General features: G+C 53.5%; 15 protein-coding genes and 3 pseudogenes. 6 read left to right on the forward strand and 12 right to left on the reverse strand.

Annotated elements, in window-relative coordinates:
* The first annotated feature begins 76 nt into the window (after window positions 1-76).
* The 4 genes and pseudogenes from F1728_RS24895 (at window position 77) to F1728_RS32700 (ending at window position 4899) form a co-directional block, all read left to right on the forward strand.
* The gene (locus tag F1728_RS24895; protein WP_145190912.1) at window positions 77-2533 is read left to right on the forward strand and encodes a heavy metal translocating P-type ATPase; all 2457 of its coding nucleotides are present in this window, start codon (window positions 77-79) and stop codon (window positions 2531-2533) included.
* Window positions 2534-2590: 57 nt separating this feature from the next.
* Window positions 2591-3495, forward strand: a pseudogene (locus F1728_RS32695) (bifunctional SulP family inorganic anion transporter/carbonic anhydrase); the annotation flags it as partial.
* A gap of 178 nt (window positions 3496-3673) precedes the next feature.
* Window positions 3674-4195 (forward strand): hypothetical protein, encoded by a 522-nt coding sequence (locus tag F1728_RS24905; protein WP_145190915.1) that lies wholly within the window; start codon window positions 3674-3676, stop codon window positions 4193-4195.
* A gap of 302 nt (window positions 4196-4497) precedes the next feature.
* Window positions 4498-4899, forward strand: a complete 402-nt coding sequence (locus F1728_RS32700; protein WP_228030879.1) for an IS3 family transposase — start codon at window positions 4498-4500, stop codon at window positions 4897-4899.
* Here the strand turns inward: F1728_RS32700 and F1728_RS24915 are convergent.
* The 6 genes from F1728_RS24915 to F1728_RS24940 all read right to left on the reverse strand — a co-directional run bounded on the left by F1728_RS24915 (window position 4814) and on the right by F1728_RS24940 (window position 13788).
* The gene (locus F1728_RS24915; protein ID WP_197996798.1) at window positions 4814-5266 is read right to left on the reverse strand and encodes a thioredoxin family protein; all 453 of its coding nucleotides are present in this window, start codon (window positions 5264-5266) and stop codon (window positions 4814-4816) included. The genes F1728_RS32700 and F1728_RS24915 overlap by 86 nt on opposite strands.
* A 56-nt stretch (window positions 5267-5322) precedes the next feature.
* Window positions 5323-7434, reverse strand: coding sequence for a heavy metal translocating P-type ATPase (locus F1728_RS24920; protein WP_145190918.1), 2112 nt, complete (start codon window positions 7432-7434; stop codon window positions 5323-5325).
* 354 nt (window positions 7435-7788) lie between these two features.
* The gene (locus F1728_RS24925) at window positions 7789-8133 is read right to left on the reverse strand and encodes a heavy-metal-associated domain-containing protein (RefSeq protein ID WP_145190921.1); all 345 of its coding nucleotides are present in this window, start codon (window positions 8131-8133) and stop codon (window positions 7789-7791) included.
* A gap of 417 nt (window positions 8134-8550) precedes the next feature.
* Window positions 8551-8928, reverse strand: coding sequence for a hypothetical protein (locus F1728_RS24930; protein WP_197996799.1), 378 nt, complete (start codon window positions 8926-8928; stop codon window positions 8551-8553).
* 31 nt (window positions 8929-8959) lie between these two features.
* Entirely contained in the window at window positions 8960-12166 is a 3207-nt protein-coding gene (locus tag F1728_RS24935; RefSeq protein WP_145190924.1) for an efflux RND transporter permease subunit, read from the reverse strand.
* 11 nt (window positions 12167-12177) lie between these two features.
* Window positions 12178-13788 carry an efflux RND transporter periplasmic adaptor subunit gene (locus F1728_RS24940; protein WP_349680633.1) on the reverse strand — a complete coding sequence of 537 codons (1611 nt, stop codon included), beginning with the start codon at window positions 13786-13788 and terminating at the stop codon, window positions 12178-12180.
* A gap of 855 nt (window positions 13789-14643) precedes the next feature.
* Here F1728_RS24940 and F1728_RS24945 point away from each other — a divergent pair.
* Together F1728_RS24945 and F1728_RS32705 are read left to right on the forward strand one after the other, a co-directional pair.
* Window positions 14644-14979, forward strand: coding sequence for a helix-turn-helix domain-containing protein (locus F1728_RS24945; protein WP_002648756.1), 336 nt, complete (start codon window positions 14644-14646; stop codon window positions 14977-14979).
* Window positions 14980-15098: 119 nt separating this feature from the next.
* Window positions 15099-15260 (forward strand): annotated as a pseudogene (locus tag F1728_RS32705) (IS630 family transposase); the annotation flags it as partial.
* 57 nt (window positions 15261-15317) lie between these two features.
* On the opposite strand, the pseudogene F1728_RS32710 reads toward F1728_RS32705, so the two are convergent.
* The 6 genes and pseudogenes from F1728_RS32710 to F1728_RS24975 form a co-directional block, all read right to left on the reverse strand.
* Window positions 15318-15416: pseudogene (locus tag F1728_RS32710) on the reverse strand (transposase); the annotation flags it as partial.
* Between the two features lie 564 nt (window positions 15417-15980).
* The gene (locus F1728_RS24955; RefSeq protein WP_145190933.1) at window positions 15981-16673 is read right to left on the reverse strand and encodes an ABC transporter ATP-binding protein; all 693 of its coding nucleotides are present in this window, start codon (window positions 16671-16673) and stop codon (window positions 15981-15983) included.
* A 4-nt stretch (window positions 16674-16677) separates the two neighbouring features.
* The gene (locus F1728_RS24960; protein WP_145190936.1) at window positions 16678-17898 is read right to left on the reverse strand and encodes an ABC transporter permease; all 1221 of its coding nucleotides are present in this window, start codon (window positions 17896-17898) and stop codon (window positions 16678-16680) included.
* Between the two features lie 33 nt (window positions 17899-17931).
* Window positions 17932-18717 carry a hypothetical protein gene (locus F1728_RS24965; protein WP_145190939.1) on the reverse strand — a complete coding sequence of 262 codons (786 nt, stop codon included), beginning with the start codon at window positions 18715-18717 and terminating at the stop codon, window positions 17932-17934.
* Window positions 18718-19827: 1110 nt separating this feature from the next.
* Window positions 19828-20160: a metal-dependent transcriptional regulator gene (locus F1728_RS32715; protein ID WP_145193911.1), complete on the reverse strand. Its 333-nt coding sequence runs from the start codon at window positions 20158-20160 to the stop codon at window positions 19828-19830.
* 51 nt (window positions 20161-20211) lie between these two features.
* On the reverse strand, window positions 20212-20841 hold the full coding sequence (locus F1728_RS24975) for an ISAs1 family transposase (protein WP_145190941.1): 630 nt from the start codon (window positions 20839-20841) through the stop codon (window positions 20212-20214).
* Between the last annotated feature and the right edge of the window lie 2 nt (window positions 20842-20843).

The raw sequence follows: 20843 nt of genomic DNA on the forward strand, positions 1-20843 counted from the left end.
TACGTGCGATGGCGTGGATTGGGTCCGACAACTTCTTCAACCCAGCCTGAAGGACAAAACCGGTGTGGAAACTAGGATGAGTGCAAAGACGCTGATTGAGATTGGTCTGGTCCTACCGGTAATTCCAGATGCCCGTGACGCGTGCGTCCTGCGCCTAACAGAATTGCTGACAGCAAAAGAAGGAATTGAGACCGCACATGTCAAAAACACGATCGGCATGGGGCAGGATCAAATCTGTATCCATTTTGATCCCAACCGCATTTCCCTCGGCGAGGTGCGGGCGCTGGCCAAACGGGCAGGAGCAGATCTTGACCAGCGGTTCGGACACTTTTTGCTCAATTCAAAACCGATGCATGCCCGTCAGGCTCGCACGGCCGAGGCACGGGCGAATCAAATCCAAGGCGTGCTGGAAGCCGCGGTCTCCCCGGCCGGCGTGCTGCGCATTGAGTTTGACCGCCGATCTACCGACGAAGAGGCCATCCGAATCGCGGTAGCGAAAATCGGTGTGCAAACTGTTGAAAAGAGAGTACAGAAGGCGACACACGGCGAACTAACGGAAGCCGATGACCGACCTGTCGCGAAAGAACACGATCACGAACATGATGGCCTATTGGGTGAAAGAACGGAGTTGGGATTTGCCGCGCTTTGCGGCGGGCTGCTGCTCATCGGATGGCTGCTATCGTTCGCTGCTGTGAATCAATGGGCACCGTGGAGCCTATTCTTGGCCGCTTACTTCTTCGGCGGCTTTTTTACGTTTCGCGAAGCAATTGAGAATATTCGTGCTGGCCGTTTTGAGATCGACTTCCTGATGCTGGTGGCGGCCATCGGCGCGGCTACGCTCGGAGAATGGTTTGAGGGCGCTTTGCTGCTATTTCTCTTCAGCCTCGGTCACTCACTCGAACATTATGCCATGGGCCGGGCTAAGAGGGCCATTGAAGCCCTCGCCGAACTTGCTCCTCAAACCGCACTGGTCCGCCGTGAAGGCAGCACCCAAGAATTACCCGTGGAGCAACTCCAGGTCGGGGACGTAGTGATTGTCAAACCCAATGAACGTATTCCCGTCGACGGATTTGTCGTCAAGGGGCAGAGCAGCGTCAATCAGGCCCCGATTACCGGCGAGAGCGTCCCTGTGGATAAACAGGCCGTCGATAATCTGCAAGAGGCGACGGAGAATGCCGACCGGCTCGACGCCCGATATCGCGCCTTCGCCGGCACCATCAATGGAAGTGGCGCTCTGGAGATTCAGGTGACCAAGATCGCCGGTGAATCCACGCTGGCCCGCGTCGTACAAATGGTGAATGAGGCCGAGACCCAAAAGTCGCCCACGCAACTGTTCACCGACAAATTCGAGCGTTACTTCGTTCCGGCAGCATTGACGTTGGTTGTCTTGCTATTATTCGCCTGGACAATAATCGACGAGCCATTCACCAAATCTTTCTATCGCGCGATGGCGGTGTTGGTGGCGGCTAGTCCCTGCGCTCTGGCAATTTCGACCCCAAGCGCGGTTCTCAGCGGCATCTCGCGCGCGGCTCGGGGCGGAGTGCTCGTCAAAGGCGGTGGTCCGCTGGAGAATCTGGGAAGGCTCCACGCCATCGCCTTCGACAAGACCGGCACGTTGACCGAAGGCAAGCCATGGCTAACCAACGTTGTGAGTTCAGATGGCGTCGCCGAGGATGAGTTGTTGCAGGTTGCCATCGCCGTGGAAGAACTCAGTGACCATCCCCTTGCCGCCGCGGTCGTACGTGGTGGACGCGAACGCCTCGACAGCGAATCGGTGATTCAGGCCCACGATTTACAATCCATCACGGGGCGTGGCGTCAAAGCCAACATCAACGGCGAGGCGGTGTACATTGGCAAAGACGACTTGTTTGGAGAAGTTGATGGACCGCCGCTTCCTGAAGAGCTGCGGGAGCGAGTCGAAGCACTGGAAGCTGACGGCCGCACGACGATGATCGTGCGTCGCGGTGATACCTACCTTGGTGTTTTGGGTCTGATGGATACGCCGCGAGAAGCGGCCAAGAACGTGATTGCCCGCCTGCGAGAGCTTGGCATCCAGCGGATGATCATACTTTCTGGCGACAATCAACAGGTCGCCGATGCCGTCGCCAATGAAGTTGGAATCGACGAAGCCTGGGGGGACTTGATGCCGGACGACAAAGTCGAGGCGATCAAGAAGCTCAGCAAGCAAGAGGGCGTGGCGATGGTCGGCGACGGCGTAAACGATGCGCCCGCAATGGCAAATGCGACGGTTGGCATCGCAATGGGTGCGGCCGGTTCGGACATTGCTCTGGAAACTGCGGATGTCGCGTTGATGGCGGACGACCTGAATCACCTCCCCTTCGCGGTCGGGTTGAGCCGTCAAACAAGCCGAATCATTCGACAGAACCTGTGGTTCAGTCTTGGTATGGTGGCGTTCCTGATCCCCGCGACAATCCTCGGACTGCAAATGGGCGCCGCAGTCCTGTTCCACGAAGGTTCAACGCTGCTTGTGGTTTTTAACGCCCTGCGACTCTTGACCTATCGAGCCAAGTGAACGAAGAATTCCGATTCCAGACATGTTGACATCCAATGAGGAGTACGGCATTAAGCTATGGCCGGATTAACCATCGCCATCGTGGCGTCGTTGGAGGCGCTGTTGAACCTCGAGGCGGTCGATAAGCTCGACCCGCAACAACGCAGATCCCCTCCGAGCCGCGAACTGCTGGATCAGGGTATCGGCAACACGGTCGCGGGTTTGATCGGCGGAATTCCCATCACGTCTGTCGTCATCCGTGGCTCCGTCAATGTCCATGCCGGAGGTCAGACAAAGCTGGCCACAATCGTGCATGGGGCACTACTTCTCGTGAGCGTCATGTTGTTTCCGATGTGGCTGAACATGATTCCGCTGTCTTGCTGGTTACGGGCTTCAAACTCGCCAGTCCAAAGTTGATAAAGCGGATGTGGGATGAAGGCCGCTATCAGTTCATCCCCTTCGCTCTGACGGTAGCGGCCATCGTTCTAACCGATTTGCTGGTCGGGGTTCTGATCGGATTAGCGGTTAGCCTTGGCTTCATTCTCAACAGCAACCTGCGCCGCCCGATCCGTCGCTTTGTTGAGAAGCACGTGGGCTGCGACGTCCTGCACATCGAGCTCGCCAACCAGGTAAGCTTTCTCAATCGGGCCGCCTTGTTGAAAGTCCTTGATGCAGTGCCGCGCGAAGGCCAGGTGCTGTTCAACGCTCAGAACACGGACTACATAGACCCGGATATACTCGATCTCTTGCGAGATTTCTCCGAGGAGACAGCACCGGCGCGAGGCGTGCAGGTGAGCTTAATAGGGTTCAAGAATAAGTATCAGTTTAGGGATCAGATTCAGTACGTGGACTTTTCCACCCGAGTGCTTCAATGTACTCTCACTCCTCGGAAAGTACTGCAAATACTCCGTGACGGCAATGAGCGGTTCCGTAGCGGCCAGCGCCTGACCCGTGACCTCGGTCGCCAGGTCCGCGCTATGGCCGAAGCGGCTCTGTTGCGAAGTCAGTTGATCAGCACTCTTCATCAGGAAGGTCGAGTTGCGATCATCGGTGCGATTTACGATGTCGTCACTGGAAGCATTGAGTTCCTGCCGCATGCGGATGATTGCGTTTCTTGAGCATCAAGCGAAAGGCACCACCCAGGAGGCCATAACGAGAAGGATGAATTGTAGATATATAGTTTACGCGGAGATTGTTACTGATCTCTTCCTCGTTGTTTCGGGACATTTTCCTGATGCACCGCCCGGCCCCTGTTTCGTCGGTCTGACGGTCTCGGCTAAGCCGCCTCAGCCCTTGACGCGTCAGCCGGGCGTATGGGAGACTATTTGGAGTATGACCAGTTCCGCGAGTAAATTCCGAGCTGCATTCTCTTTGACGGCAGCTTTGCTGGTCCTGATCGCTGCGCCGCTGGCGTGGGTGCCCAGTGCGTTCTGCCAGTGCGGCATTTCGACCCACGACGACGCGTGCTGCGGCGATGCGAAAGACTGCACCCCTTGCGAATGTCCAGCATGCGAGTACCACCGGGCGACGACAATCGTTGCATCTGTTGACACGTCAGAGCAACGGCTGACGCAAAACGATCTGCTCTTTGCCTGGGCTGATGCGACCGAATTGCCTGTGGCCAACAATCTGGCGGACGCCTCTTCGCACGCCCCACCACCCGTGACTGCGTTCCAGTGTTGAGTTCTCTTGGCGCGGTTGACGTTGTGATTCTCTGCGCGGGCAATGCGCAAATCGCGTGTTGAACAGTTGGGGCCTGCGTGCGGTTCCAGGCTCCCGTCAATCCGTCTCATGGCCATGAGACAAGAGACCTCTGTCGGCTCCATTGCGTGTCCAATCACCGTCCCTTGGCACAAAACAAACCCTAGCCGTACAGCGTCCTAAGGCAACAACGACCAGTCACCTGGAGAAAAAGATATTTTGACGTTGAGCAGTACAATGGATCGCAACTAAAGTACGCCTGGATCGAAAAGCACCGCGAACAGATCCACGAGGCGTATCGTGATAGCGACTCCGTCTACTGTTATCGCAAAGTTCTTGAAGACATCCTGGAACAAAACCTGCGATGCTGCCTCGAATCGGTGCGGCGGACCATGCGTGAAGAAGGCCTGATTTCCAAGGTCAAACGCCAGTTTGTCGTCACCACCGATTCCAATCATCACTTTCCCGTGGCTGAGAATCTATTTGATCGGAGAAATATGAAATGGCGTAGGATGAACATTATTTCTGTCGAACACCGCTGTCGTTCAGACCAGATCCAAGTCCTGGTCTCCACGGGTATGACGAGTAACCGCCTCGTCGCTATTTTTCAACAGCGGTTCGATCCGCTGGCACGAGTACCGATTCCAGTAGGCGAACCAACTCGTCTTTCGTTTTGCTGCCATTGATTCGCCTGAAGAGTTTTCCGTCCTGAAAGAGCAGGAGTGCCGGTATCGCCTCGATCTCGTATTTCGCGGTCGTGAATGGATTGTCCTTTACATTCATTTGTCCAATCTTGACCCGTCCATCGTACTCTTCCGCCAGTTCCCGGATGATAGGTTTCATCTCCAGACACGGCTGGCACCAAGCCGCCCAAAAGTCAACCAGCACTGGCTCATTGCTACGCAACACGTGCTCTTCATAAATCGCATCGGTCAACACAATCACGGCCTCGTGACCCACAGAATGCCCCTCCTGCGTTCCTGTCTCCGGACCGCAGCTCGCAAGCAGCATAAATATCGCAACTGGCAGTGCGTTGATTATGATTGTTCGCATGATGTATTCCTGTCAGGCAAAAACGCAGCGTACATCGCTCATTCTCATCCGCTTTCTCAGTCCCTTAGCATCCGTAGACCGTTGCCGATTACCAGAAACTCACTGAGTTCATGTCCAAGCACGGCGATCGGGAGCGAGAACCAACCGGCCACCGCCCCGACAACCAGCACACTGATCACCAGCCCCGACAAGACGAGGTTCTGTCGAACGACCCGCTGGTTACGGCGGGCCAAGTGTAGGGCGTAAACCAGCTTCTCCAGGTCGTCGGCCATCAGTGCCACGTCCGCTGTTTCCAAAGCCACATCGGTGCCAGCCGCCCCCATTGCCACGCCGACCGTGGCTTCAGCCAGCGCCGGGGCGTCATTGACTCCGTCTCCTACCATCACGACATGTCCGAGGCTTCGGGCGAGTTCACGCACCTTTGCGACCTTGTCCTCCGGCTTTAGGTCGGCATAGCAGTCGTCGATGCCGGCCTCTTTGGCAATCGCCTGGGCCGTGCGCTCGTTGTCACCGGTGAGCATGACCACTTTCTCTACTCCAGTCCTGCGCAAGTCATCAATGGCCTGACGGGCTTTTGGGCGGATATTGTCGCGGATGGCGAACAGCCCCCACGGGATGCGGTCGTCTCCGAAAACCACAACCGTCTGGCCTTCGGCCTGGAGGCGGACTATCTGCTCCCAAAGCGGATCAAGACTAATACCAAGCTGATCTTCGAACAAACTTGGCTTGCCGATGTGCAGCGTTGTTCCATTGAAGGTCGCCGAAGCCCCCGCACCGGTCAGAGAATTGAACGCTGCAATTTCAGCGGGGTCGACTCCTTCCGCCTCAACGTAGCTCTGGATGGCTCGCGCTAATGGGTGTTGGCTCAGCCGTTCAATGCCTGCCGCCACAGCGAGGATCTCCTGACGGGGGGGAATCGACTCATCCTGTTCGGCCAAAATGACCTCCGTGACCTCCGGTTGACCTCGGGTGATCGTGCCCGTCTTGTCCAGGGCTACAACCCTGATACGCGCCAGTTGCTCGACGTATATGCCCCCTTTGATCAGCACCCCATTCCGCGCCCCCGTGCCGAGCGAGGCGACAAGTGTCACCGGGATAGAAATAACTAGGGCACACGGAGCCGCCGCGACAATGAACACCGTGGCACGGATCGTCCAGTCTGTCCCGGATGTGGAAAACCACAAGGCCGGAATAACCGCAAGCAGGAAGCCAATCAGTAGAACGGCGGGGCTGTACCAGAAGCCAAATCGCTCGATGAACCGCTGGCTTTCCCCCTTGCGTTCCTGAGCCTCTTCGACCATCTGGATGATGCGTGAAATCGTGTTCTCGGCAAACGCCTTCGTCGCCCTTACCTCCAGAGAGCCTTCACCATTTATGCTGCCTGCAAAAACCGTCTCGCCGGGTTGCTTCTCGACCGGAAGGCTCTCACCGGTCACAGGAGCCTGATTAAGGCTTGAGCGACCAGCAGCCACCTCGCCGTCAGTCGCCACTGCCTGCCCCGGCCTGACGAGAAACATGTCGCCGACTCGCAGGTCTTCGACAGGAATCTCGCGTTCTTTTCCATCGATAAGCAGCAAGGCGGTCTTGGGCGCCAAGTCCATCAGCGCTCGAACCGCCGACCGTGTCTTCGATTCCGTGTATCCTTCGAGCGCCTCGCTGATCGAATACAGAAACACCAGCATCGCCGCTTCGGCAGGTTGGCCGAGCACGTAGGCCGCAATGGCGGCGACCGTCATCAGCAGCTCAATGTCAATCCGCCGCTCGAAGAGCACTTCTTCAATTGCTTCGCGACCGAAATAGTATCCGCCGACCAGAACACTGAGCGTATACAGCGTCAGCGGCAGCCAATCAGGAAGGGCGTAACCGAGCAACCAACCGACAAGCAGCAGCACGCCTGAGATTAGCGAGGAAAGAACCTTCGGGTCTTTCCAGAACGGCTGCGGTTCAGCGGTTTCACCCCGTTTCTGAACGGGGAAACCAAACTCACGAAGCTGGCCTTCGAGGTCATCTTGCGAGACTTTCTGTTCCTCGGCTCGAATACGAACGGTTCCCGAAGAAGCCAGGATTTGAAGCAACTCGACATCCGACTGAGATGCGAGCGACCGACGCAAACGCGCAGCGTCATTCTCACAATCCAGGTTGGCAACTCGGAAACGGTATTCTTTCATAGTTCACATTCCATCGATTTCCATCATTCCCCTATGCCGCTTACTTGTCCTGATATTTCTGGCTGGCCCTCAAGCTGCACGGCGCGGTCGTCGTCCCTTCTTCAATTCGATTCCAAACTCGACAGCGATCTTTAGCAATGTGGCAACACAGGTAGTGTTCGCCGACATTTCACGCGCTCCGCGTACGCTGTACTAGCGAATTAGTTCCGCCAATCGCCGACGATCTTCAAGCTTGTATACAATAGGCCGTCCACGTTTTCTGGAGCCTGACATGTGACTCGCTTTCCTGTAAAGAATACCGCCAAGTCGGAATGATTCCGGCATTGGCGGCATCGCATTAACACATGTTGCGTATCACATCTTCGGTTTAGATGTAAAGGTTCCACTGGGGCCTGTAAGCTTGACTGGTGTTTTACCGGCCTTCTCAACGGCTTCCCACAGTTGCAGCGGCGAGAGTATCGCATTGACCTTGGGAGTGACGGTTGCAGTCTTGGACTTCACGTCCGTCTTGACACCGCCCACTCCGGGCACTTCGGACAATTCTGCGGCAATATTCTTGGCGCAGCCTTCGCACGTCAGCACCTGCAAGGTGATAGTCGTTTTTATGGTGTTGGCACTTACAGTGTCGTCAGCCGCCCACAAGGAACTCGTTGAATAAACGGCCAAGGCCAGCGCGACACAAGTTAACAAACGATACATATTGAGACTCCATTTTCGGGAAACACTTGATGGAAAAAACGACAGACTACGGGGTGATATAGAATGTGCTACATGGAACTCTCCTTTCGTTTAAGCGTTGGGGTTAGGGCGTTCGGATAAGAGTGTGGCTGGGGACGCACGGTTTCACAGGCTGGCGAAACACGTACTCAAGCCCCAGCCACAAGGACAATCACTGCGTTCTTTGTTTGGGAAAGAAGTTTGTTTCTTGGTCATCATCGGTGCGTGACCGTAAATCCAGTTTCGCCACAACATCGTGGAAACAGTCGCTTCCGCAGCCTGGCGAGAGACAGGTCGTCGGTGCGGAGCAGCCACACATGCAGCCCGGTTGGACCAGCAGCGCGCCGCCCGTTCGTTTCAGTAGCTGGCGCAATGAATGATCACTCGGTCGAGACATTCCTATTCTTCCGGTTTGGGCGGTTTGTGGCCGGTCTTGGCCTCGTAGCGAGCGACGAATTTGTGGACTCGTGCGGGGCTGCAAATGAAGCATTGCGATTCGGGGCGATCATGTTCTTCGCACCAGTCACCGGCCTCCTTGAATTTTGCAACCAACGATTTGTCGCACTGGGCACACTCTTCTTCGGGCACGCCGTGCTCGACGCACCACCAACCCCCGTGACTGTGATCGATATTGGTCACCGCCGCTGCCCCGGCGGGATCTTTCTTCATCGCCTCACCCTTGCCGCAACCACTCAACATGACCACGCTCAGTGAAAGCAGCGCAAACATCGTCGTCAACCCAATCCAAAGGCTGCGCGTCCGAAACATCCACTTCATCAGATTCTCCTTCGGCATCGCCGAACTGAAGTTAGATCGATGCCGGTTCAGGGGTATGCCTGAGTTCCGGCTCAATCGGTTCGTCTGGTTCAAGACGATGACCGTCATCGTCTCCTCTATCATCATTCTTATGCAGACTCTCCACCGGCAGGTTGAACACGACATAGAGCACGCGTAGAACAAGCAAGCTCATGATCATCGCGCTACAGACGCCACCAATCACAACTGTTGCCAGCGGTCTCTGGACCTCCGCGCCCATTCCGGTGCTGAAGGCCATTGGCACGAACCCGAGACTGGCGACTAGAGTTGTCATCAGAATCGGTCGCAACCGAGTCATGGCTGCTTCTTCGACTGCTTCGTCAAGCGAACGTCCGCGCCGGCGAAGTAGTCGAATCGTTGAAACAAGCAACATGTCGTCCAGTACTGCGACGCCGGACAGCGCGATGAATCCGACCGCAGCCGAAATGGAAAACGGCATGTCACGAATCCACAGCGCCAAAATGCCGCCAATCCATGCAAATGGAACGCCGGTGAAGACTCGAAACGAGTCAACCCAATTGCGATACGTCATGTAGAGCAGCGATAGAATCATCAACAGTGCAACCGGCACGACAATCATCAACCGCGTTTGAGCGCGTTGTAGATTCTCGAATTGCCCACCCCAATCGATGCGATATCGTCCCGCCGGTAGCTGCACCTTTTCATCAACGACACGCTGTGCCTCGGCGACGAAGCTGCCAAGATCGCGGCCACGCACGTTGGCTTCGATCGTAATCCGCCGCTGGTACCAATCCCGTTTGATCGTATTCGGCCCTTCGACCTTTTCGATGGTCGCCAATCGTGATAGCGGGATTCGCTCACCCGATGGCGTCGCAACGAGAATCTGACGGATCGCGTCGGGATCGGCACGAGCTTTCTCCGGCAGTCGAATAATAAGCGGAAATCGCAATTGACCCTCGTAAACTTCCCCGACATTATGGGTTCCGAGTGCGCGAACGAGGTTCATGATCGTACTGGCCGTTATTCCGTAACGAGCAATTTCATCCTGCTTCACTCGAATTTGGAGCACCGGCTGGCCGGAAACTTGTTCGACTTTGACGTCCTCGGCACCGGGAATGGACTGCAAGGCCCGCTCGACTTCCGATGCTTTGGCGACCATTAGGTCAAGGTCATCCCCGTACAGAATGGCAGCGACATCGGAGCGGACGCCCGAGATCATCTCATTCATCCGCATCTCGATTGGTTGTGACATGGCCAGTCGTGGACCGGGCAGGTCACGCAGTTCTTCCTGCACAAGCTTCGTCAGTTCTTCCTGCGTCTCCGCCCGCATCCATCTTTCGCGCGGATGAAGTGTGAGAAACAGATCGGTCAGCTCGGTACCCATTGGGTCGGTTGCGACTTCCGCTGTCCCGATACGACTCCATACCTGTGCGATCTCATCCGGAAACTTTTCCAACAACACTTGCTCCATCTTCGTGTTGTAGCGAATGGATTCCTCCATCGTGGTTCCGGCCAGTCGCACCACGTTTATTGTGATGGCACCTTCGGAAAGCCGAGGCACGAACTCCGAACCAAGATTGGGAGCAACGAGGCCGAAAACACTGACGAGCAAGAGCAGGGCCGACCCGATCACGAACGCCTTGTGATGCATCGTAAACCGCAGTACGGGTGCGTAGAGCCGCTTGAGTACGCGGATCAGCAGCGGTTCTTTTTCTTGGATGTTTTTTGGGAGAAACAGGCTAGCCAAGACAGGCATGAGAGTCAGCGACAGAACCATCGAGCCGGCAAGAGCCATGATGACGGTCATGGCCATCGGTCGAAACAGTTTTCCTTCGATGCCTTCGAGCGTCAGGATCGGCAGATAGACGATCATGATGATCAGTTCGCCGAACATCGTCGGTTTGCGAACCTCGACCGCTGCGTCGCGAATGATCTGCAAACGACTGCGCCCGTCTCGATTGTGAGCCAAATGTCGCACGCAATTCTCAATCATTACGACCGAGCTATCAACGACCAAACCGAAATCAATCGCACCCAAACTCAGCAGGCTGGCAGCGATCCCGAATTTCAGCATCCCGGAGAAGGCAAACAGCATCGATAGGGGAATCGCCATCGCCACGATCAGTCCGGCCCTCAGATTGCCGAGAAAGATGAACAGTACCGCGACCACCAACAGTCCGCCCTCGAACAGGTTTTTCTGGACGGTGTGAATGACGTGATCAATCAACTCGGTGCGGTCGTAGACGGTTTGAATCTTTACGCCGGCCGGCAACGTTTCTTGAATGCTCTGGATTTTTTCCTTGATCGACCACGTGACGTCGTGACTGTTTTCGCCCATCAGCATGAAACCCAGCCCCAGCACCGCTTCGCCGCGACCGTTGGCGGTGACTGCTCCGCGACGAATTTCGTGGCCGATCTGCACGTCAGCGACATCGCGGACGCGGATCGGCACGCCATCTTCGGACGTGATCACAATGTCTTTGATCTCTTCGATGTTGACCGTTCGTCCCACGCCATGAACGAGCAACATTTCGCTGCCATCGGTAATCGTTCCGCCGCCGACGTTTTCGTTGTTGGTTTGGAGCGCGTCTGAGACCTGTTCAAACGTCAGTCCATACTTGAATAGCCGCTCGGGATCGAGCCGCACTTGATACTGCTTTTCGTAACCACCCCAACTGTTGACTTCGGCGACCCCTCGCACTGATCGCAATTGAGGCTTGACGACCCAATCGTGAATCGTTCGTAACTCGGTCAACCGCTTGACACGCTCCTCCTTCGAGACTTTCGAGAAGTCAACGCCGTCGTACACCAAGACGTAGTGGAAGACTTCACCCAATCCGGTTGACACTGGTCCCATCTGCGGTCGGCTGATCCCGGCAGGCAGTTCGACTGTTGAAAGCCGTTCGTTGATCAGTTGTCGAGCGAAGTAGATGTCGATGCCATCGTCGAAAATGACTACGACCTGTGACAATCCAAACTTGGAAATAGATCGCAGTTGATTGAGTCCCGGCAAACCGCTAATCGCCTGCTCGACTGGGAAGGTAATCTGTCGTTCGATCTCCTCCGACGCCAGCGACGGCGCAACGGTGTTTATTTGGATTTGCACCGGGGTCGTGTCCGGGAAGGCGTCGATGTCGAGTTGCTGAAGCGAAAACGCACCAACGACAGCGAACAGACCTGCCGCCAATATCACTAACGCACGATGGCGTAGCGAGAAATCAATGAGCCAATTAAGCATCCATGCGCTCCTTATTCAGCGACGCAGTCACAGCCTGCACCGAGATTGTTTTTTAGTAACTGCGCTCGCAACACGTCGCTGCCCACAGTGGCAATCACCTCGCCCGGAAGAACACCAGAGATCACTTCTGTGTAGTTGCCGTTGGTCGCCCCCAAACGCACTGAGCGAACGTGGAATACTTTGAAGCTTTCGGGACTGTCGAAATAACTCTTGTCGCGGACGAACACGACCTGACAACAGCCCTCCCAGTGTGACGACCCCTTTGGGATCACGATGGCATCAGGTTCGTTTCGCAAGATGACCTGCCCTCTGCCAAATGTCTCACTTCGCAAATGGCCATCGGAATTGGGAAGCACGGCTCGAATTTGCACCATGCGAGTCTGCTTGTCTGCGGCTGTACTGATCCAGTCCAGTTGGCCTTGGACTTCGTGTCGGCTGCCGTCTGCTTGAAATCGGACGCTTTGACCGACAGCAAGCTGGTCCATGCTCTCCAGCGGAACGCTCAGAGTGAGCCACATCTGTCGCGTATCGGCGACTTGAAATAGAATTCGTGTCGGATCAACGACTTCACCCGGCGCTACGGTTCTCTTGGAAATAGCACCATCAATCGGTGAAACGATTGGCAGTAAGTTGGTGGTTGCTGTCAGACTGTCAAGCTGTGATCGAATCTCATCGGGAATTCCGAGCAACCGCAGGCTGTCCAGAACCTGCCGGTCAGACATGCTTCGCAAAGAATCGACCTGCACTGGTAAGCCAAGATTTCGCAGTGATTGCTCGGCATTCAGGACATCGGCCTGGGCTTTGGCCAACGCGGCCTCTGCATCGAGGATCAACGATCCAGCAATCACTTCACGAGCCTGGGTGAGTCTCGATACGTTCTGTTGTTGCAACTTCTCTTCGGCGAGCGAACGCAGTAGATTCGATTTCAGATTGCCGACTTCAGGGGCATCGATGACCGCGAGAAGTTCGCCCTTGGCAACTTTGTCTCCGACGTTCTTTTGGACCATCCACACGCTGCCGGGCAATCGAGAAGCCAAACTCGCTAGTCGAGTCGGGTCGTAGACAATCTCGCCGCTGCCGGAAATGGATTCCACAATCGGATGTCGCTCAACCAATTCCACATCGACACCAGCTTGCTTCACGGACTCGACCGAAGCGAACTGGATGCGCGTCTCGTAAACCGCGCAGGCGCTGTTGTTTTCCTTTCGCGGAGCAATGGCGAGTGCCCGTGCCGCCCGCTCCAAGTCACTTGCCAGAACAGTTGGCGTTTCTTTCAGTTGGGCAACGTCAGGATGATGGAGCGGGCAGTTATGAACGCCGTGCTCTGGGCACCATCTGTAGTCTGGTCCTTTGGGCATCAGTGTTGGATCACACTGGACACAAATCGATTCCGGGACCGAGTGCTCTTCGCACCAATCAGTCCGAACAGCCTCCGCAGAGCCAGTCAATGCGGCGAACTTAGGGATTTTCCAATCGTTGCGGTGGCCAAAATAGAATACCGCTGCAAAGCCAATGAGAACCAAGGTTGGCCCGATGCCGCCGAGGACCAGCGATATAATCCGCCGAATCTTGCCACGCGGCTTCGTAGTGGTGCCGGGAGACTTACCAGGACTATTATTCACGTCCGACTCTGGGGATGATAGACCTAGGCTCGTCTCTGGCGTATGGATGACTGAATGATTCACGATAGTACCTCCTGCTGGGTGAAGATGGGAAAAGCACGGAAGGCGAAGCGCAATCCAAGTGCTTACCAAGGAGCGCAGGCGAACCAGAAATCTGAACTCAACGCGTAATTACAAATGTAATTGGTAGCAGAGTTCGCTGGTCAGCGAGCGCAGGCCAGCAGCGGCCTATAGCGAGAGAGATGCGAAGACGAGACGAACGTCACGTCCGCTTTCGAGTCCGAAGCGGTGCGGATGATCTTCGCAGCGAGATGCGCAGGCTCTGCAGAAGTCCAGCGTGCCGAAGCACACCGGCGCAAAGTCGAGGGACCACGCAAGATCGGAGGAAACGATCCGACTGTTCAGTTCGGGCGTGATCTGGCAAACACAGCCGGATTCACACGGAGATGGCGAATCGCAGGGACAGCCCGCCGGGCATGAACGACTCTCACTTGAAACACACGTACAAGTGTGGGCTGGCGAGAAGGCGACCGGTCGCGCAATATCCCCACTTGCCACACAAAAAAGCGGGCAAAAAGTCACACGAAGTGTGATGAAGGTGAGGATGGTGAAACGGAACATCTGATTACAACCTTACTCTACGCTCTACAACGAATTTGCATAGTTACTGTGTATCCTACGATCTGGCAGGGCTGACGTCAAGCCCATTCCGAACTGCCTGCTTCAATTTATCATCGGCACGAACGCTGAGAAAGTTGGCAATAATTTAGAATCTAGAGCGCGTCACATTTTAGTCTAGCGCGAATGCGGTAAGTCTGGTAGACTGGTGAAGTCTCATTTCATGGAGGATTTCACATGTTGATTTATTCCAAAGAACGCCGCCTCGAAGTTCTGAAAGCGTATGCAGCCGGTTTAACAACCCGGGAGATTGCATTGCAATTTCAATGCAGTGAATCGTGGGTTAGACGGGTCAAACAAGAGTTTCGAGATCAGGGAAAAACCAGCCCTGCCACCAGGCGTAAACGAGTTCCCCAGTGGCATTCACTGGCAGATCGAATTCAAACTGCAGTCTCAAATAAACCGGATATCACTCTGCAGGAATTGAAGGATCAGCTTGGCACAGCACTCTGTCGTCAGACATTGTGTCGCGCATTAACACGTTTAAAGCTCACTCTCAAAAAAAAGTCCTGATCGCATCAGAGCAGGATCGCCCCGATGTTCAACAACGTCGTGCTGAATGGAAAGTCAGACAGCAGGGACTGGATCCGGAACGGTTCGTTTTTCTCGACGAAACATGGGCAAAAACAAATATGACGCGTCCCAGAGGACGTTCATTGAAAGGCACGCGGTTGATTGCCAGGACGCCGCACGGACATTGGAAAACAACCACATTCCTGGCCGGTTTACGAACCAGCGGCTTAGTGGCTCCCCTCGTTGTTGATGGAGCGATCAATGGTGATGTGTTTGTGGCTTACGTACAACAGCATCTGGTTTCTGTTCTCCAGGAAGGAGATATGGTGGTCATGGATAATCCCCATCTTGCGGGGCACTTCAGCTACCGGAATTCCTACTTCAGCCTGGCGTAAAGCAAAGGCGATTTGTTCTTCTGTGTAGCGTTTTTGTTTCATAGACCTGGTCCTTTTTCTGAATACAAGATAACAAATTCTCTCGCATTCCGCATGGATCAAGAAACGGGGGGAAGGTCAACATATTTTGTTATATGTGAATTTGCAGCTACTTCTTTCCAGGTACTGACCTTCTTTTTCATGTTTCGTTCTCTGTTGGATGAGATTCTTAATGTCGATGTTTTTTCACTAAAGACTACATGGAACACCTGAGTGTCGTTTGTTAGCGCAACATTCAATCACTCAGGCGTTCCAACTCAGGAGTTTCCGTATATATACTGTATTTATTCTTAAGTCTTCTAAATCTGTATCTGTTACTTCCGTAAGTTCGTCGAATACAGAGTGGGAATTAGGATCAGTCGGATTGACCTGACTGAATGCGATCCAAAGGTGCTGAGTTTAATTAACTTTTCCGGCATTCCATGCATCACAGTTCTCCTGAACCTGATAATTCTAATCTCATAATCCATCCCAACGTATAATTTTGAGATGTTCTCGTTGGCCGATTCTCGAGCCCTCTCTTTGTAAGAGAGAGCTCGAGATAGACCGTCCAATAAAAGTCTTTCTTTAAGCTGTTTTCAACAGATTCTGGTCTGAACCTGCCTGGATGCGACCTTCAGAAAGACGTAAGGTTCTGCGGGCACACTCCGCAGCAGACAAATCATGTGTTACCATGATGATCGTGCGACCTTCCTCATTGAATTGACGCAGGAAAGCAAGAACCTGATCACGGGTCTCCGGATCAAGGTTCCCTGTCGGTTCATCAGCGAGGATGATCAACGGGTCGTTGGCCAGCATGCGAGCCAGTGCGACGCGCTGTTGCTGACCAATACTGAGTTCACTCGGTTTATGATGCAGTCTATCCTGCAGCCCAACCGTGCCCAGCAATTCCTCCGCCCGCTCCTGTTGCTCTGTTCTAAACTTTTGTGACAGCATCATAGGGACCTGAACATTTTCAATCGCGGTCAGATAAGGCACCAGATTGAATGTCTGGAAGACAAATCCAATCTTATTCTGTCTGACTTCAGCGCGCTGCTCAATCGGCAAATCATAAATTGATACGTCGTCGAGCAGAATGCGGCCTTCAGAAGGGGCCGACATTGCCCCCAGCATGGAGAGCAGCGTCGTTTTTCCGCTCCCGCTGGGACCGATGATCGCAGCGAACTCACCTTGCGCGATTTCAATAGAGGTCGAGTCTAGCGCGACCACTTCGTGCTGTTGCTTACAATATACTTTTTTAACAGATTCTAACTTTAACATTTAGTTATACCTCCTTGAAACAGAGACAGGGATCGAGGCGGGAAGCCTGGCGCGCCGGAAAATAACTGGCAGCCAGAGTGACCAGCACCGCAACCGTAGAGGCAACGATTGCCAGACTCGGGACTGGAAACACTGCTACACTCGCAAATACAGGTCCCAGAAAGACTGCTATCAGACTTCCCAAAACATAACCGCTAATCCCCCCGGCCAGGCCCAGCAGAGCCGCTTTTGCCAGGAACAACTGCGTGACGAATCTCGGCGTGGCCCCCAGAGCCATCAGCGTGCCGATTTCGCGACGACGTTCTATGACGTTCGCAAAGCTTGCACTCGCCATACTCGCACCACCGACGGCCACCAGAATCGCAAGGAACAGGTACGATAGATTTGTCATCATCCGGTTAATCGAAACCTGAGTTTCGACCACATTGGCGATCGTCACCACCTTGGTACCGGGCAGTAATGACTGCAACTCCCCTACCAATCCGTTAGCGACGTCTTCGCAGCAGCCCATAACTTCAATAATATTCACAACCGGTCCTGTTCCTGACAGCCGTTGCACAGTATGCAGGTGGGCGAACACCCGACTGTCATCGACGGTCCCCGTCGAGGGAAGCACGCTGAGTACCTCAAACGTTTCCCCCAGAAGTTGGAGCTGGTCCCCTTCTTTCAGTCCCTTACTGGCGGCAAAATCAGAACCAAGCAAAACTTCAGATTGATTCAGGTGTTGCAGAGCCCTGCGTTCTGCCAGGGAGTCTGGAGCGTCCAGATTTTCATCAGCCACGTTAATCTTAGCTTTACAACCTTCATGCTTTTTGAATAGCATGCCGCCTCCCGACCAGGCATTCATCTTCTGTATTTCGGACTGTGGCAGGATGCCCGTCAGAATCACGTTGCGGTCGTCCAGTTTGGTGGGGACACAGAGTTTGGGGGTAATCGCTTCCACTCCGGTCAGTCCCGCCAGTGCCAGTTCAGCCACGTGTTCTTCTGGGATGGTTTCCTTGTGCATGTCTGCAGCATAATAATCCTGCAGTGTGACGCCTTCGGGGAGAATCAGTACGTTCGCTCCCAGTTCGTCAAGTTTACCAGCAACCTCCTGTTCTGAGAAAATTGTAACGTTGCGGATCGCTACCAGCGCTGTCACACTCAAAATGATTGCCAGCAGGCTGGCGATCAGCGCCGTAGGACGCTCTTTCATTTCTTTCCAGATTATTGTTCTCATTGTCATGAGAGACCTCCTTAAAGTATATGATGCAATGGTTTATTTACAGTGTTTGCAGCCTTCCACGCCGCAGCTTTTTCCAGCTTTTTTCAGCTCGGCAATCAGCTGCTGGCTGGTCACACTATTGTTGAACTTCCCGACCATCACACCAGGAGGTGCCATAAAAATGACAGACGAGTTTTGTGAGTCAGGCACTCTCAGTTCATTCAAAAAGTCGCGTTCGGTCGGCTCAGATTGTGAGACGGTAATTACTTCAACCGCGTTTTTGTAACAGGGCATCGATTGGAAATTCTGAACCCCATTGGGAATTCCTGTACTATTTGAGGCATTCACACACAGTAGCACCATTCTACGGTTCTGCAGATTCAACATGCACCGGGATTTGGCGGGGGATACGAATGCCTGCTGAATATAGTCAGCGTTGATCTGTTTCACATAGGAACCGGTGACCGCCCCATTGGGAGCAACTGCCAGCGTAAGCGGCATGGGCGCGCGTGAGACTCCATACTGTTCAACAATCTTGCGTTCCTGGGGATCGCCGGTGTTAACCGCCACAACGGACGCTGTGTTTTTGTCGGACAGATTCTGCTGCAGTGTGCTCCACATGCTTTTGGTGGTTGTATCCTGGTCTTTCCAGAACATGATAAACGTGTATTTATTCTGTTCCGCTGCGGAAGCACGTGATGCTTCCGCCTTGCTCAATGATGCCACCCGGGGCGTATTTTGAGCCGGGGAAACATTCGACATGGAAACCAGAAGAGTGCCTGCGGCCAGCAGACGAATACCATTATTTTTGAACAGTTTTAAAAAAGTGTGAGACTTCATATTATAAACTTCCTTACCTGTTTGTTGATTATGCTGCGATTTTGATCTGCAAAAAGAGGTAATGGGCTCGACCTGTAATTGCGCGCAGAAGCAGCGAAATGCAGTCTGATTTAAACAGACACAGGCGCAGCAGTTATCATTTGAATCAGAATTGAATTCAAAGAGACGGTCAGCAAGATTGCTGTGGACAATTAGTGACCGTTACTGCCAGTAGGCAAGCGAGCCCGAGAGAAATTTATAAGCGCAGTGGGAGTATTACAGCCGCCTGTGAAGTGTCATTCGCTACGTCATTCAGATGAGTTACGAAGCGGCAGGACTGATCCAGATTAACGACCAACGTCACCGGATGGGTGCAACTTTCCAGATGCACTACCGGCCCAACAGAGGCAAATATTTCGTCAGAAACATGACACGTACAGGGACATTCATGTTCTTCATCCAGCGGCAACTGCTGCTGGACTCCCTGTCTTTGATTCCACCGAGCACAACAGAAACAGGCTGTGGAAACAGCTTTGCAGTCACCGGATTCGTGCTGAACTGATTCTCCCTGCGCAGCAAATCCATGTCCCCAGCAGACCGGGCAGGGTTGCAGTAGTAGAACGATCATGAACAAGCGAATCAGTTTCATCACACATCTTAGCGAAAAAAAGTTTTACAGCATTCTGCCGGCTTGAAAGACTTTAGATAGACCTCAAGCAATCAATGGATTTTATATCCTGTATCCCTCGTAATCATACAAGACAAGCACTTCTAGCATCGACATGCGAAGTGCTGCCGCTTGATCACAACTGGATAATAATACTGGTTCTGTCGATTAGTCTAAAAACTTTCGACAAAGGCAGCGAAAACCGTGTAATCAATGCATATCCCCCATACATCCAGAGAGGGAATAAGGGTGTTGAATCCTAGGTTAATTAGTAAGATCTGCCAAGATCAAAACAGGGATGATATTAACTTAGTGGCAGGGCTTTACAAGCACCCCTCTTGCAACATCATGTCCAATCGCACATCGCCCCTGAAAAGTATCCAACGTGATCACACTGACCTCGGATGAAATATGATGGATCAGAATTTCAGAGTCGACGAGAACACCAATTTCTGAGAGATATCTCAGCGAATCTGCAGCCTGCAAATCGATCCATCCTTTTGTGGAATGGGAGCATCACCCGGGTCATATTCAGGATGATTCAAAAAGTCATCGATATAATCAATCAGTCTGTCAGAAGCACAAGGCTCCAGTCGGAAGGCGTCTTTCTCCAGTGTTTTCCAGGTGACTCCCAACGACTGGCAAAAGAAGAATTCGAGAAGTCGACGCCGACGGACCGTAAGGTGAGTCTGTCTTCGACCGCTCTCCGTCAGAATTGCCCCTTCATAAGGTATTAAGTTGTAAACACCGGTCAGAAAACGTAGCGCCTGCCGGTTGAAAAACGTAGCGCTGGTTATGGAAAGATTCGTCCGATGTGTAGCTTGGAGATTCGGACGAAGATTGGGTCCTTATCTTACTTCGTCTCGTTTGACTTGCTGCTTGAGGTTTTTGTGTGTCGACGTTTCGCGTCTTGCAACCGGTAGCTTATGCGTTGTCGTTCGGATGATCTTGCAAGCCCGCTTCATGCCCGGCCAATCGAAATGCTCGTTGAGCATCGTCGTCGTGATTAGTCTTCGATGTTCAACACGTCCATGTCCCTTACAAAGCGTCGAAGCTTCTTTACGTCCGCTTCCATTTCGCGTCGTTGCCAGGGGGGAAAAGCCTTCGGTTTCAGCGAAGGCGAGTTGAATCTCTTTCAGCAAGGTTGGCTGATTTTCCTTGACAGTGAAAAAGTAATCACCGTCCGAATCAACGGTCTCTTCGCAAATATCTCGCTGGCAACACATGGCGTCTCCAATGATCGCTTTTCCCTTCAAAACAAGAGTTTTGAACAGATCAAAGACAGCCTTCGCTTCATTCGTTTTACAATCAACACGCGTCTGACTCAGCACGCAACCGGTTTGATGATCGAGTGCAGCGAGGAGATGCACTGCGCGTTGATGCCAATACTGTTCGACACGATATTTGCGCACTGTCGCATAGTAGTATAAAATACTGCCATAACGACAGGAATCAGCATGGTTAAGAAACGACCTCATCA

This window comes from Gimesia benthica (assembly GCF_009720525.1).
GTDB classification, from domain to species: domain Bacteria; phylum Planctomycetota; class Planctomycetia; order Planctomycetales; family Planctomycetaceae; genus Gimesia; species Gimesia benthica.